Source organism: Klebsiella sp. HC6 (genome assembly GCF_022605325.1).
GTDB classification, from domain to species: domain Bacteria; phylum Pseudomonadota; class Gammaproteobacteria; order Enterobacterales; family Enterobacteriaceae; genus Klebsiella; species Klebsiella terrigena.
In genome coordinates, this window is the sequence record NZ_CP093276.1 from 892588 (window position 1) to 906955 (window position 14368).

A 14368-nucleotide genomic window follows, 5' to 3' on the forward strand; every position below is an offset into this window, starting at 1 on the left:
GGCGAAAGGATATACCGGGGGAAACTGTGATCGACTTGGCAAAACAGGCGCTTATTGTTTACCCTTAACCTACCTGCCGTTTTGCAGGCCTGGTTTTTTTATTTCCCGCCCGGGTATTTATAAGGAATGTTAAATGGAAGATTTGAACGTTGCCGATAGCATACACAACGCCAGCTCGTGGCTGGTGCGTAATCAGGAGCTGCTCCTGAGCTATGCCGTCAATATCGTCGCGGCGATCGCGATTATTATCGTCGGGATGATCGTGGCGCGCATGGTGTCGAACACGGTTAATCGTCTGATGCTGGCGCGTAAGATTGATGCCACCGTTGCCGATTTTCTTTCCGCGCTGGTGCGCTACGCCGTTATCGCCTTTACCCTGATTGCCGCCCTGGGCCGCGTCGGCGTGCAGACGGCGTCGGTGATTGCCGTACTCGGTGCCGCCGGTTTAGCCGTTGGTCTGGCGCTGCAGGGCTCGCTGTCTAACCTCGCCGCCGGCGTGCTGCTGGTGATGTTCCGCCCGTTCCGCGCGGGTGAATACGTCGATCTCGGCGGCGTGGCCGGTACCGTGCTGAACGTGCAGATTTTCTCCACCACCATGCGTACGGCCGATGGCAAAATCGTGGTGATCCCGAACGGTAAAATCATCGCCGGTAACATCATTAACTTTTCGCGTGAACCGGTTCGCCGCAACGAATTTATTATTGGCGTTGCCTACGATGCCGATATCGATAAGGTGAAGCAGCTGCTGACCAATATTATCGAATCAGACGATCGTATCCTGAAAGATCGTGAAAGGACCGTACGCCTGAATGAGCTGGGCGCGTCGTCGGTTAACTACGTGATCCGCGTCTGGAGCCAGAGCAGCGATCTGCAAAGCGTTTACTGGGATGTTCTGGAACGCATCAAGCGCGACTTTGATGCCAACGGTATCAGCTTCCCGTACCCGCAGATGGACGTGCACGTGATCCGTCCGCAGGAGCAGGCAGAGTAGTTCAGCGCCCGTAGTCGATAAAGGCCAGCGCCCGCTGGCCTTTAGCAGAACATCGTTATTAGCATCGCTTATTAATGATTAATATTATCAATTTCCTCTAATGATTTGTTCGCGCTATATTCACCTGCATTAACGACCTCATCGGAAAAACCACTATGTTATCGTATTACTTTCAGGGGCTTGCCCTGGGAGCGGCTATGATTTTGCCGCTTGGCCCGCAGAATGCGTTTGTGATGAATCAGGGGATTCGCCGCCAGTATCATCTGATGATCGCGCTGCTATGCGCGATTAGCGATCTGCTGCTGATCTGCGCCGGTATTTTTGGCGGCAGCGCGCTGCTGATGCAGTCGCCGTGGCTGCTGGCGCTGGTCACCTGGGGCGGCGTGGCCTTCCTGCTGTGGTACGGTTTCGGCGCGCTGAAAACGGCTTTTAGCGACAATCTGGAACTGGCGAGCGCGGAGGTGATGAAGCAGGGGCGGTGGAAAATTATTGTCACCATGCTGGCGGTCACCTGGCTGAATCCGCACGTTTACCTCGATACCTTCGTGGTGCTCGGCAGCCTGGGCGGGCAGCTGGCGGTTGAGCCGAAGCGCTGGTTTGCGCTCGGCACCATCAGCGCCTCGTTCCTGTGGTTCTTCGGCCTGGCCCTGCTGGCGGCCTGGCTGGCGCCGCGTTTGCGCACTGCCCGGGCGCAGCGGATCATTAACGTGCTGGTTGGCCTGGTGATGTGGCTGATCGCCGTCCAGCTGGCGAAAGACGGCTTTTTACACGTACAGGCGCTGCTCAACCAGGCTTAGTCCGATGGACTTTTCGCTTATACGCGTTAAGCTTGCTGGCATGCGTCCGTATATGGGCGACCAATGTAGATGGAGAAACGACAGTGAAGTTAAAGCTCATGGCCCTGGCGGCAGCAATCGGATTCAGCTCAATGGCAGCTCAGGCAAATGAATTGCCAAATGGCCCCCACATTGTGACCTCGGGTACCGCCAGCGTTGCTGCGGCGCCCGATATTGCGACCCTGGCAATTGAAGTCAACGTGGCCGCGAAAGACGCCGCATCGGCGAAAAAGCAGGCCGACGATCGCGTTGCGCAATACCTCTCTTTCCTGGAAAAGAACGGCATTGCCAAGAAGGATATCAACTCCGCGAACCTGCGCACCCAGCCTGACTATGATTACCAGAATGGCAAAAGCATCCTGAAAGGCTACCGTGCCGTGCGCACCGTCGAAGTGACGTTGCGCCAGCTGGACAAGCTTAACGGCCTGCTGGACGGCGCGCTGAAGGCCGGCCTGAACGAAGTTCGCTCGGTATCGCTGGGCGTTGCGCAACCGGATGCCTATAAAGATAAGGCGCGTAAGGCGGCGATCGATGACGCCGTGCACCAGGCGCAGGAGCTGGCTGCCGGCTTCCATAGCAAGCTGGGCCCGGTTTATAGCGTTCGCTACCACGTCTCGAACTATCAGCCGAGCCCGATGGTGCGCATGATGAAAGCCGCCGATGCCGCGCCGGTTTCCGCCCAGGAAACCTACGAGCAGGCGACAATTCAGTTTGACGATCAGGTGGATGTGGTCTTTGAGCTGCAGCCAACCCAGCCGGCTCAGCCGGCGGCGCCGGAGAAACCGGCCGCCGCGGCGCAGTAAGCCAGATGCAAAAAAAGCCCCTTCAGCTGAAGGGGCTTTTTTTATGTCCGAGGTTTAGTCCTGGCGCAGCACCTTGTGCCCGTAAGCAATCAGCGCATCGGTGACCCGGCGCATCATCCGGCTTTCCGGCGCGAAGCGATGCCAGTAGAGCATCCGGCGCTGGAACAGGCCCGGCGTCAAATCGATAAGCTCGCCGCTGTTCAGCTCTTTTTCGATCTGCAGATGCGGGATCATACAGCAGGTGGTGCCCTGACGGGCGAGCTGCACAAAGGCTTCCGATGAGTTAACGATATGGCAAGGCACGCTGCCCGGCGGCAGATCGAAGTTCTGCTGCAAGAACGCCTGATGCATGTCGTCGAGATGATCGAAGGCGACTACCGGCGCTTTGAGCAGCGCCGAGCGGGTTACGCCGTTGGGAAAATAGCGTTGCGCAAACTCTTTTGAAGCGACAAACAGGTAGTCCAGCGCCCCGAGCTGATCGACCAGGCAGCTTGGCAGCGCCTGCGGCTGGATACTGACCGCCCCGACCACCTCGCCGCGGCGCAGGCGCTCCTGGGTGCGGGTTTCGTCTTCCACCTGCAGATTCAGGCGAATAGGGGAGTCGGAAAGCACGCTGGAGAGCGCCGGCAGCAGCCAGGTCGCCAGGCTGTCGGCGTTCACCGCCAGCGACAGCAGCAGCGGCGTCGAGCCGGTTTGCTCATCGCCCAGCCACTCCTCTTCCAGCAGCTCAACCTGGCGCAGCAGGGCCAGCAGCTTCTGCCCCTGCTCGGTAGGACGCGGCGGTACGGTACGCACCAGCAGCGGCTGGCCGAACATGTTTTCCAGCTGTTTAATACGCTGAGAGACGGCGGACTGTGTAATGCATAGCTTCTGCGCGGCGCGCTCAAACCCACGTTCTCTTATCACCGCGTCCAGCGCTTGTAGTGTTCTGTAGTCCGGTCGTTTCATTGTTCTGGCGTACCCCCATAACTTTTCATTAACTTGCACTATGACATAAATTTCTTTTTGATGAAGACGAAAATAGTCTGCTCAGATGTGTGATCCCCGTCGCAGGGACAATAACACCCCCGATGTTCTATAATGCGCCTCAGGTATTCACATCTCGGACCATAATCATGACGCAAGATGAACTGAAAAAAGCAGTAGGCTGGGCGGCATTGCAGTATGTTCAGCCGGGCACCATCGTGGGTGTCGGCACCGGCTCCACGGCCGCGCATTTTATTGATGCGCTGGGCACAATGAAAGGGCAGATTGAGGGGGCCGTTTCCAGCTCCGATGCCTCCACCGAAAAGCTGAAGAGCCTGGGTATTCCGGTTTTCGATCTCAATAGCGTCGACCGTTTAGGTATTTACGTGGACGGTGCGGATGAGATCAACGGCCATATGCAGATGATTAAAGGCGGCGGCGCGGCGCTCACCCGCGAGAAGATTATCGCTTCGGTTGCGGACAAGTTTATCTGCATCGCCGACGCCTCCAAGCAGGTCGATATCCTCGGTAAATTCCCGCTGCCGGTAGAAGTTATTCCTATGGCCCGTAGCGCCGTGGCGCGTGAGCTGGTGAAGCTCGGCGGCCGTCCGGAGTACCGTCAGGGCGTGATTACCGATAACGGTAACGTTATCCTCGACGTTTTCGGCCTCGAGATCCTCGACGCGATCGCGCTGGAAAATGCCATTAACGGTATTCCTGGCGTCGTGACGGTGGGGCTGTTCGCCAACCGTGGCGCCGATGTCGCGCTGATCGGCACCGCCGATGGCGTTAAAACCATCGTAAAATAATCCGTTCGGAGGGAGCGAATCGCTCCCTCGCAAATATTTTTTCTCCAGGCTGAATTTGGTGACTTCTGTCACATTTATGCAACTAGCCTGAGTAACAATCTACCTTTCTTTCCCTTTCTGGTTTTTTGTCCTGCTATTTCCCTCTGTGTGATATTTCTTCAGGACGTCGACGCAAACGTTCATATTGCTGCGATAGTTTTTTTTGATATGTTGCTGGGATGAAGTGTCGTTCCACACGACATCAGATAAGACAAAAACAGGACGGGGAAATGGCTAAGGTATCACTGGAAAAAGACAAGATTAAGTTTCTGCTGGTTGAAGGTGTGCATCAAAAGGCGGTGGATAACCTCCGCGCTGCAGGCTATACCAACATTGAATTTCACAAAGGCGCGCTCGATAGCGAAGTGCTGAAAGCATCAATCCGTGATGCCCATTTCATTGGCCTGCGCTCCCGTACTCACCTGACGGAAGAAATTTTCGCTGCCGCAGAAAAGCTGGTCGCCGTTGGCTGCTTCTGCATCGGTACTAACCAGGTCGATCTGGACGCGGCGGCAAAACGCGGTATCCCGGTCTTTAACGCCCCGTTTTCTAACACCCGCTCCGTTGCCGAACTGGTCATTGGCGAGCTGCTGCTGATGCTGCGCGGCGTCCCTGAAGCGAACGCCAAAGCGCACCGCGGCGTGTGGAACAAACTGGCGGTCGGCAGCTTTGAAGCGCGCGGCAAAAAGCTCGGTATTATCGGCTACGGCCATATCGGCACGCAGCTGGGCATTCTGGCCGAATCGCTGGGGATGCACGTCTATTTCTATGATATTGAAAGTAAACTTACGCTTGGTAACGCCACCCAGGTGCAGCATCTCTCCGACCTGCTGAACATGAGCGACGTGGTGAGCCTGCACGTGCCGGAAAATGCCTCCACCAAAAATATGATGGGCGCGGAAGAGCTGGCGCTGATGAAGCCTGGCGCGCTGCTGATCAACGCCTCTCGCGGTACCGTGGTCGATATCCCGGCGCTCTGCGATGCGCTGGCGAGCAAGCACCTGGCGGGCGCGGCCATTGACGTCTTCCCGACCGAACCGGCCACCAACAGCGATCCGTTCACCTCGCCGCTGTGCGAGTTTGACAACGTGATCCTGACGCCGCATATCGGCGGCTCTACCCAGGAAGCGCAGGAAAATATCGGTCTGGAAGTGGCGGGCAAGCTGGCGAAGTACTCCGACAACGGCTCAACCCTTTCCGCGGTTAACTTCCCGGAAGTGTCGCTGCCGCTGCACGGCGGCCGCCGCCTGCTGCATATCCACGAAAACCGTCCCGGCGTGCTGACCGCCATCAACCAGATCTTTGCCGCTCAGAGCATCAACATCGCGGCGCAGTATCTACAAACCACCCCGCAGATGGGCTACGTGGTTATCGATATTGAAGCCGAAGAGGATGTAGCGCAGCAGGCGCTGCAGGCGATGAAGGCGATTCCGGGCACCATCCGCGCGCGTCTGTTGTTCTGATTCACATCGAGGATCCCTGCGGGGATCCCTTTAACCTATGCATAAATCGCTACTGAATACCGGCGTTCTCCTCCTGCTGCTGATCCTTGCATGGACGGGATGGGGGACTCACGATCGCCTGACGTGGCTGATGGAAGTGACTCCGGTCATTATTATCGTTCCGCTGCTGCTGGCGACGCGTTCGCGCTATCCGCTCACCCCGCTTCTGTACACGCTTATCTTCTTTCACGCCATCATTCTGATGGTCGGTGGGATGTATACCTACGCCAAAGTACCGATTGGTTTTGACGTGCAGGCGTGGCTGAACCTAAGCCGCAATCCGTACGATAAGCTCGGCCACTTTTTTCAGGGGCTGGTGCCGGCGCTGGCGGCGCGGGAAATTCTTATTCGCGGCGGCTACGTCCGCGGGCGCAAGATGCTGTCATTTCTGGTCTGCTGCATCGCGCTGGCCATCAGCGCGACCTACGAGCTGATTGAATGGTGGGCGGCGCTGGCGATGGGGCAGGGGGCGGACGATTTCCTCGGCACCCAGGGCGACCCGTGGGACACCCAGTCGGATATGTTCTGCGCGCTGCTGGGGGCCTTGGCGACTCTCTTCCTGCTAGGCGGCCGGCATAACCGGCAGCTGAAGACGCTCGGCTACCAATAACCTACGCCCACTGCCACAGCTTCGAGGGCGTGATCACCGCGGGCAGCGGGATATCCCACTGCTCCGTCGGCAGTAGGTCAACCTGCTGGCAATCGTGGGCGTAGCCGACGGGCTGCAGAGGATACTGGCGCCAGTTTTGCAGCGTCCTGTCGTAAAATCCCCCGCCCATTCCCAGACGCTGGCCGAGCGCATCGAAGGCCACCAGCGGCGTAATCAGCACGTCCAGCTGGGACAGCGGCAGCACGTCGCGCACGTCGAGCTTTGGCTGGTGAATTTTCAGGCGGTTTATCACCAGTTCGCTTTGCGGATGGTAGTGTAAAAACAGCAGGTTTCCCGGGCTGAAAGGGTGGAGCACGGGGAGATAGACGCGTTTTCCCGCCCGCCACAGCTGCTCAATCAGCGGTCCGGTATCCAGCTCGCCGTCGAAGGAAAGAAACAGCGCCACGGTTCGCGCGAGGGTCACCGGCGGATAGGCCATCATGCGGTTCGCACCCAGCGCGGCAAAACTGGCCTGCTGTTCAGGCGTCAGCGCGCGTCGAAGCTGGCGGATGTGCTGGCGAATCTGCTGTCGGATTGAGCGGGTATCAGAAATTTGGGTCATGAAAGATCGCCTGATCTGGCATTATCACGTCACGACGTGAGCCGGTTATGCATGTAGGCGTAGTGTAATACAGAGTAGGTGTAATGCTGAATCTGAAGTGGTGCGAAATGAAGCGCTAAAAGAAGGGAATCTCCGAGATGCCGCCGCAGGCTGTAACCCTTGAACCCTTGGTTCAAGGTGAATGCGTCGTCACAGTTTTAAGGCTTCTCGGACGAACCGAGCATGCTCACCAACCGTGGAGCGCCACATTCTTGTGGTATGAAATATCGGCTCAGGGGACTGGCCCGCTTGCAAACATCTCAGAGAAATTTTGTTCTTGCGATTACTCTAACACAGTTAATTGCAAAGTGTTATTCAAACTTTGGCCCGGTTCTTTCGCTTATGCGACCTTGCTCAAGCAACGCTTGTTCGATGGTCTGCTGAAGCATCCGAATACGCTGTTCCATACTGGAGGCGTAGTCGCGGGTTTTCGCTTTTTCCTGAGTTAACTCATAGCTGATGTTCAACGCGGCGATGAAGACCAGCTGCTCAGTATTTGTGACTCTAGTGCGTTCTTTTAAATCTTGCAACCGCTGATTCAGGTCGTCAGCTGCCTGACTCAAGGCATCCCTTTGTTCAGGCGGGCAATTCACGCGAAGTGAACGGCCAAAAATTTGGAGATCGACGGGTTGTGCAGACATGCCACCTTCCTGCTGATTGACTGCGCGGCCTTCACGCCCATACCCGGGGCTACGAAGGGGCGACACTATAGCTACCCTGATGCGAAGGTACAAGCCCTATTCTGGTTCACCAGGGTCCAAAGTGGTAGCATATCATGAATATTCCTCCCAACGATGACGAATGCGCATGTCTATACAGAACGAAATGCCTGGTTACAACGCCGTAGACCAGTTACTGAACCAACAGGGCGTGGGCTTAACCCCGGCCGAAATGCACGGTTTGATCAGCGGGATCCTGTGCGGCGGTAATAAAGACAGCAGCTGGCAGCCGCTGGTGCACGACCTGACGAACGAAGGTCTCGCATTCGGCCACGAGCTGGCGCAGTCTCTGCGCAACATGCATTCCGCAACCAGCGACTCGCTGGAAGACGATGGCTTTCTGTTCCAGCTCTATCTGCCGGAAGGGGAGAACGTGACCGTGTTTGAACGCGCCGATGCGCTGGCCGGTTGGGTTAACCACTTCCTGCTAGGCCTTGGTGTGACTCAGCCGAAGCTCGATAAGGTCAAAGATGAAACCGGCGAAGCCATCGACGATCTGCGCAACATTGCGCAGCTGGGCTACGACGAAGACGAAGACCAGGAAGAGCTGGAGATGTCGTTAGAAGAGATTATCGAGTACGTACGCGTTGCCGCGCTGCTGTGCCACGAAAACTTCTCGCGCCAGCAGCCAACCGCACCAGAAGTACGCAAGCCGACACTACACTAATTACGATTTGTTGAGGGGGCGTCATGACACAGCAGGAATTTCTTTCTCGTCGCCAGGCGCTGTTAGCGCAGATGCTGCCGGGCAGCGCGGCGCTTATTTTCGCCGCACCGGAAGCGGTACGCAGCGCAGATTCAGAATATCCCTACCGGCAGAACAGCGATTTTTGGTACTTCACCGGCTTCAATGAGCCTGAAGCCTTGCTGGTGCTGATTAAAAGCGACGAAACCCATAACCACAGCGTGCTGTTTAACCGCGTCCGCGATCTGACGGCAGAGATCTGGTTCGGCCGTCGCCTCGGGCAGGACGCCGCGCCCGCGAAGCTCGGCGTCGACCGCGCCCTGGCGTTCAGCGAAATTAACCAGCAGCTGTTCCAGCTGCTGAACGGCCTTGACGCCATCTATTTTGCGCAGGGCGAATATGCCTACGCCGATAAAATCGTCTTCACTGCGCTGGAGAAGCTGCGTAAGGGCTCGCGCCAGAACCTGCAGGCGCCAAATTCCGTCATCGACTGGCGGCCGATAGTGCATGAGATGCGCCTGTTCAAATCGCCAGAAGAGCTTGAGGTGCTGCGCCGCGCCGGAGAGATCTCCGCCCTGGCCCACACCCGGGCGATGGAAAAGTGCCAGCCGGGGATGTTCGAATACCAGCTGGAAGGCGAAATCCTCCACGAATTCAACCGCCACGGCGCCCGCTTCCCTTCCTATAACACCATCGTTGGCGGCGGTGACAACGGCTGCATTCTGCATTACACCGAAAACGAGTGCGAGCTGCGCGATGGCGATCTGGTGCTGATCGATGCCGGCTGCGAATACCGCGGCTATGCGGGCGATATCACGCGCACCTTCCCGGTGAACGGCAAATTTAGCCCGGCCCAGCGCGAGATTTATGACATTGTCCTCGAATCGCTGGAAACCGCGCTGACGCTCTACCGCCCTGGTACCTCTATTCAGGAGGTTAATCACGAAGTTGTGCGGATAATGATCGTTGGCCTGGTGCGCCTCGGCATCCTTAAAGGGGACGTTGAAGAGCTGCTCGCCAGTAATGCGCACCGCCCGTTCTTTATGCACGGCCTGAGCCACTGGCTGGGGCTGGACGTGCATGATGTCGGCCGCTACGACGCCGAGCGTTCGCGGGTTCTCGAGCCGGGCATGGTGCTGACCGTTGAGCCCGGCCTGTACATCGCCACCGATGCCGACGTGCCGTCGCAGTATCGCGGTATTGGTATCCGCATCGAAGACGATATTGTGATAACCGCTGACGGCAATGAAAATCTCACCGCCGGGGTGGTGAAACGCGCGGACGACATCGAAGCGCTGATGGCGGCGCAACGCTCATGAGCGTGCTGATCGTTGGCGGCGGAATGACCGGCGCGACCCTGGCCCTGGCTATCTCCCGGCTGACCGACGGCGCGCTGCCGGTCCATCTGGTGGAAGCGGCGGCGCCGGAATCATCGAAGCATCCAGGATTTGACGCCAGGGCGATTGCGCTGGCGGCAGGCACCTGCCAGCAGCTGGCGCGCGTCGGTATCTGGCAGGAGATCGCCGACTGCGCGACGCCGATCCAGCGCGTACACGTCAGCGACCGCGGCCACGCGGGGTTCGTCACGCTGGACGCTCAGGACTATGGCCTGGCGGCGCTGGGCCAGGTCGTCGAGCTGCACGACATCGGCCAGCGCCTGTTTGCGCAACTGCGCGAGGCGCCGGGTATTAGCCTGCACTGTCCGGCAAAAGTAGAGAACGTCAGCCGCTGGGAGGAGGGCGTCAGCATCACCCTGGACAGCGGCGAAACGATCGACGGCAGGCTGCTGGTGGCAGCGGACGGATCGCGCTCGACCATCGGCGCCCGCTGCGGTATCAGCTGGCAGCAGCAGCCCTACCAACAGCTGGCGATTATTGCCAACGTCAGCACCGCTTTGCCCCACGAGGGTCGCGCCTTTGAGCGGTTTACCGAGCACGGTCCCCTGGCGATGCTGCCGATGTCGCAGGGCCGCTGTTCGCTGGTGTGGTGCCACCCTCACTCCCGCTATGACGACGTCCTGAGCTGGTCGGACGAACGTTTTTGCCAAGAGCTGCAGCAGGCGTTTGGCTGGCGGCTGGGGCGGATTACCCACGCCGGGGCGCGCAGCGTTTATCCGCTGGCGTTAACCACCGCCAGCCGCGCCGTTTCCCATCGCCTGGCGCTGGTCGGCAACGCGGCGCAGACGCTGCATCCCATTGCCGGGCAGGGGTTTAACCTCGGCCTGCGCGATGTGATGAGCCTGGCTGAAATTGTGGCCGAGGCCGGTACCAGCGGGCGCGATCCCGGCGATTACGCCTTGCTTGAGCAGTATCAGGCGCGGAGAGCGGATGATAAGTCCGCGACTATCGGCGTGACCGATGGCCTGGTTCATCTGTTTGCCAACCGTTGGGCGCCGCTGGTTGCGGGGCGCAACCTCGGCCTGATGGCGATGGAATTATTTACTCCGGCGCGCGATGCGCTGGCGCAGCGTACCCTCGGTTGGGTCCCCCGTTAAGGAGTTGAACGTGCAAAGTGTTGATGTTGCCATTGTGGGCGGTGGCATGGTGGGGCTGGCGGTGGCCTGCGGATTGCAGGGCAGCGGGCTGCGCGTCGCCGTTCTTGAGCAGGCTGAGCCACAGCCGCTGAGCGCCGATGCGCGGCCAGCGCTGCGGGTCTCGGCGATTAACGCCGCCAGCGAGAAGCTCCTGAGCAAGCTTGACGTCTGGCCAGCCATTATCGCCCGCCGCGCCAGCTGCTATCACGGAATGGAAGTGTGGGATAAAGACAGCTTTGGCCACATCAGCTTCGATGACCAAAGCCTGGGCTTCAGCCACCTCGGACACATTATTGAAAACGCGGTCGTTCATCACGCGCTGTGGCAAAAGGCGCAGCGCTGCTCTGACGTCACGCTGCTGGCCCCGGCGCAGCTGCAGCAGGTCGCATGGGGGGAGAACGAGGCGTTTCTCAGCCTGCAGGACGGCAGCATGCTCACCGCCCGGCTGGTGGTCGGCGCCGACGGCGCCAACTCGTGGTTGCGCAACAAGGCCGATATTCCGCTGACCTTCTGGGACTATCGCCATCACGCGCTGGTGGCCACCATCCGCACCGCGGAGCCGCATCGGGCCATTGCGCGCCAGGCCTTCCACGGCGACGGTATCCTCGCCTTCCTGCCGCTCAGCGACCCGCACCTGTGCTCGATCGTCTGGTCGCTATCGCCGCAGGAAGCGGAGCAGATGCAGCAGGCGGACGAGGCGACGTTTAATCAGGCGCTGAATATCGCCTTCGATAACCGCCTTGGCCTGTGCCAGATTGAGAGCGAGCGAGAAGTTTTCCCACTGACCGGCCGCTACGCGCGGCAGTTTGCCGCCCATCGTCTGGCGCTGGTTGGCGATGCCGCCCACACCATCCACCCGCTGGCCGGGCAGGGGGTGAACCTGGGCTTTATGGATGCCGCAGAGCTTATCGATGAGCTCAGGCGCCTGCACGCTCAGGGCAAGGATATCGGCCAGCATCTGTACCTCCGCCGCTATGAGCGCAGCCGCAAGCACAGCGCCGCGCTGATGCTGGCGGGAATGCAGGGCTTTCGCGAAATGTTTGCCGGCAGCCATCCGGCGAAGAAGCTGTTGCGCGATATCGGCCTCAAGCTTGCCGATACGCTGCCGGGCGTCAAGCCGCAGCTGATTCGTCAGGCGATGGGGCTAAACGACCTTCCTGGCTGGTTACGTTAAGCTCGTCACACTTCTCTCACCCGGCCTCGCACCGGGTTTTCCCCTCTCATTTGAAATAATCTAATCTCACCCATTTTTTCGCATTAGTTTTATTAATGCCTCTCTTTTTTTGTTAAAGAAAATAGGCCCATTTTTTCGCATAAAATACCATCATGACCTGCTTTGTTCGGCGGTTATGTTAATTTTATGTGGCATTAATCGCTTTTTTCCAGTCAATAATTCTGTAGGGTTTTCGGCGAGTTTTGGTCATAAGCTAATGTGATGTCCTGATTTACCTTATGGTTTAGTGCCGGTTTCGGTGGTAAGTTCAGGCAAAAGATAACGTTTGCGTCGGCGCCAGCGAAGGGCCTCGACGCCGGATTTCGCGGGGCGAAATCGCCGCAAAAAAGTAGCTGGTTCCGTTTTATTCGACGAGGAAAAGATGGCTCAACAGACTCCGTTGTATGAACAACACACGCTGTGCGGTGCTCGCATGGTGGACTTCCATGGCTGGATGATGCCGCTGCATTACGGTTCCCAGATTGATGAACACCACGCGGTGCGCAGCGATGCCGGCATGTTCGACGTCTCGCACATGACCATCGTCGACTTCCACGGGAGCCGGGTGCGCGAGTTCCTGCGCTATCTGCTGGCTAACGATGTGGCGAAGCTCACCGTCCCGGGCAAAGCGCTATACAGCGGAATGCTGACCGCTTCGGCGGGCGTTATCGATGACCTGATTGTCTATTTCCTGACGGAAGACTATTTCCGCCTTGTTGTTAACTCCGCGACGCGCGAAAAAGACCTCGCCTGGATCGGCCAGCAGGCTGAACCCTATGGCCTGGAGATAACCGTGCGCGACGATCTGGCGCTGATCGCCGTCCAGGGCCCGCAGGCGAAAGAGAAGGCCGCCACCCTGTTTAGCGAGCAGCAGCGCCAGGCCGTTACCGGCATGAAGCCGTTCTTTGGCGTGCAGGCGGGGGATTTATTTATCGCCACCACCGGCTATACCGGCGAAGCGGGCTACGAGATTGCGCTGCCGAAAGAGCAGGCCGCCGATTTCTGGCGCAGCCTGCTGGACTCGGGCGTGAAGCCCTGCGGTCTCGGCGCTCGCGATACGCTGCGCCTGGAAGCCGGGATGAATCTGTACGGCCAGGAGATGGACGAAGGCGTCTCCCCGCTGGCGGCGAATATGGGCTGGACCATCGCCTGGGAACCTGCCGATCGCCGCTTTATCGGTCGCGAAGCGCTGGAGCTGCAGCGCGAAAAAGGCACCGAGCAGCTGGTTGGTCTGGTGATGACCGAGAAGGGCGTACTGCGCGGCGGTTTGCCGGTGCGCTTTACCGATGCTGACGGTAATCAGCAAGAGGGCATTATCACCAGCGGGACGTTCTCCCCGACGCTGGGCTACAGTATTGCACTGGCACGCGTGCCGGCGGGCATCGGTGAAACGGCTGTCGTACAAATCCGTAACCGCGAAATGCCGGTAAAAGTGACTAAACCCGTTTTTGTGCGTAACGGCAAAGCCGTTGCGTGATTCCCCCTTTTGGAGATGAATTGATGAGCAACGTACCAGCAGAACTGAAATACAGTAAAGAACATGAGTGGCTGCGCAAAGAGGCTGACGGCACCTATACCGTTGGCATCACCGAACACGCGCAGGAGCTGCTTGGCGATATGGTTTTCGTCGATCTGCCGGAAGTCGGCGCGGCGGTTGAAGCCGGCGATGACTGCGCCGTTGCGGAGTCGGTAAAAGCGGCCTCGGATATTTATGCCCCGATTAGCGGCGAGATCGTGGCGGTGAACGAAGAGCTGAACGACTCCCCGGAGCTGATTAACAGCGAACCGTACGCCGCTGGCTGGATTTTCAAAATCAAAGCCAGCGATGAAGCTCAGGTCGCGGCGCTGCTGGACGCGACGGCCTACGCCGCGCTGTTAGAAGACGAGTAGCTACGTCCATCCTTCACGCGACGGGCGCGTTAGCTTCCCGGCTAACCCGTCCGCTGGCGTCGCTGCCAGCCGCGTGAACGGTTTTGCGTAGAAAGGCCCGGTGAGCATGCGCGCTCAATCGGGCAAACCAGT

Annotated in this window: 15 protein-coding genes and 1 other RNA gene; 12 read left to right on the forward strand and 4 right to left on the reverse strand. The window is 58.6% G+C overall.

Annotated features, from left to right (window positions below; translation table 11 throughout):
- Positions 1 to 133: 133 nt before the first annotated feature.
- The 3 genes from mscS (at position 134) to MMW58_RS04390 (ending at position 2630) form a co-directional block, all read left to right on the forward strand.
- Positions 134 to 991: a small-conductance mechanosensitive channel MscS gene (gene mscS / locus MMW58_RS04380; RefSeq protein WP_095099267.1), complete on the forward strand. Its 858-nt coding sequence runs from the start codon at positions 134 to 136 to the stop codon at positions 989 to 991.
- A gap of 155 nt (positions 992 to 1146) precedes the next feature.
- The gene (gene argO / locus MMW58_RS04385) at positions 1147 to 1788 is read left to right on the forward strand and encodes an arginine exporter ArgO (RefSeq protein ID WP_045857126.1); all 642 of its coding nucleotides are present in this window, start codon (positions 1147 to 1149) and stop codon (positions 1786 to 1788) included.
- 83 nt (positions 1789 to 1871) lie between these two features.
- Positions 1872 to 2630: an oxidative stress defense protein gene (locus MMW58_RS04390; RefSeq protein ID WP_241722779.1), complete on the forward strand. Its 759-nt coding sequence runs from the start codon at positions 1872 to 1874 to the stop codon at positions 2628 to 2630.
- A 54-nt stretch (positions 2631 to 2684) separates the two neighbouring features.
- Here MMW58_RS04390 and argP read toward each other — a convergent pair whose 3' ends face one another.
- Positions 2685 to 3578, reverse strand: a complete 894-nt coding sequence (gene argP / locus MMW58_RS04395; protein WP_041147167.1) for a DNA-binding transcriptional regulator ArgP — start codon at positions 3576 to 3578, stop codon at positions 2685 to 2687.
- 167 nt (positions 3579 to 3745) lie between these two features.
- Here argP and rpiA point away from each other — a divergent pair, with 167 nt between their 5' ends.
- The 3 genes from rpiA to MMW58_RS04410 all read left to right on the forward strand — a co-directional run bounded on the left by rpiA (position 3746) and on the right by MMW58_RS04410 (position 6556).
- Positions 3746 to 4405, forward strand: a complete 660-nt coding sequence (rpiA, locus tag MMW58_RS04400; RefSeq protein WP_045857130.1) for a ribose-5-phosphate isomerase RpiA — start codon at positions 3746 to 3748, stop codon at positions 4403 to 4405.
- Between the two features lie 269 nt (positions 4406 to 4674).
- Positions 4675 to 5907: a phosphoglycerate dehydrogenase gene (gene serA, locus MMW58_RS04405; protein ID WP_241722780.1), complete on the forward strand. Its 1233-nt coding sequence runs from the start codon at positions 4675 to 4677 to the stop codon at positions 5905 to 5907.
- 37 nt (positions 5908 to 5944) lie between these two features.
- Positions 5945 to 6556, forward strand: a complete 612-nt coding sequence (locus MMW58_RS04410) for a DUF2238 domain-containing protein (RefSeq protein ID WP_133600567.1) — start codon at positions 5945 to 5947, stop codon at positions 6554 to 6556.
- 1 nt (position 6557) lies between these two features.
- Here the strand turns inward: MMW58_RS04410 and MMW58_RS04415 are convergent, their stop codons facing one another.
- From MMW58_RS04415 to zapA, 3 genes are all read right to left on the reverse strand, one after another.
- Positions 6558 to 7157: a 5-formyltetrahydrofolate cyclo-ligase gene (locus MMW58_RS04415; protein ID WP_241722781.1), complete on the reverse strand. Its 600-nt coding sequence runs from the start codon at positions 7155 to 7157 to the stop codon at positions 6558 to 6560.
- A gap of 125 nt (positions 7158 to 7282) precedes the next feature.
- A non-coding RNA gene (gene ssrS / locus MMW58_RS04420) (6S RNA) lies at positions 7283 to 7466 on the reverse strand.
- A gap of 41 nt (positions 7467 to 7507) precedes the next feature.
- Positions 7508 to 7837: a cell division protein ZapA gene (gene zapA / locus MMW58_RS04425; RefSeq protein ID WP_041147162.1), complete on the reverse strand. Its 330-nt coding sequence runs from the start codon at positions 7835 to 7837 to the stop codon at positions 7508 to 7510.
- 166 nt (positions 7838 to 8003) lie between these two features.
- Between zapA and MMW58_RS04430 the strand changes: the two genes are divergently transcribed.
- The 6 genes from MMW58_RS04430 to gcvH all read left to right on the forward strand — a co-directional run bounded on the left by MMW58_RS04430 (position 8004) and on the right by gcvH (position 14236).
- Positions 8004 to 8582 carry a YecA/YgfB family protein gene (locus tag MMW58_RS04430; RefSeq protein WP_123551966.1) on the forward strand — a complete coding sequence of 193 codons (579 nt, stop codon included), beginning with the start codon at positions 8004 to 8006 and terminating at the stop codon, positions 8580 to 8582.
- Positions 8583 to 8605: 23 nt separating this feature from the next.
- On the forward strand, positions 8606 to 9919 hold the full coding sequence (pepP, locus tag MMW58_RS04435) for a Xaa-Pro aminopeptidase (RefSeq protein ID WP_241722782.1): 1314 nt from the start codon (positions 8606 to 8608) through the stop codon (positions 9917 to 9919).
- Positions 9916 to 11094: a 2-octaprenyl-6-methoxyphenyl hydroxylase gene (ubiH, locus tag MMW58_RS04440; protein ID WP_241722783.1), complete on the forward strand. Its 1179-nt coding sequence runs from the start codon at positions 9916 to 9918 to the stop codon at positions 11092 to 11094. The genes pepP and ubiH overlap by 4 nt, the downstream gene beginning before the upstream one ends.
- 10 nt (positions 11095 to 11104) lie before the next feature.
- On the forward strand, positions 11105 to 12307 hold the full coding sequence (ubiI, locus tag MMW58_RS04445; protein ID WP_133600562.1) for an FAD-dependent 2-octaprenylphenol hydroxylase: 1203 nt from the start codon (positions 11105 to 11107) through the stop codon (positions 12305 to 12307).
- A 421-nt stretch (positions 12308 to 12728) separates the two neighbouring features.
- A complete protein-coding gene (gene gcvT, locus MMW58_RS04450; protein WP_241722784.1) occupies positions 12729 to 13823 on the forward strand; it encodes a glycine cleavage system aminomethyltransferase GcvT in 1095 nt (364 codons plus the stop codon).
- Positions 13824 to 13846: 23 nt separating this feature from the next.
- Complete coding sequence (gene gcvH, locus MMW58_RS04455; RefSeq protein WP_159236291.1) at positions 13847 to 14236, forward strand: glycine cleavage system protein GcvH; 390 nt, start codon at positions 13847 to 13849, stop codon at positions 14234 to 14236.
- Positions 14237 to 14368 lie beyond the last annotated feature (132 nt).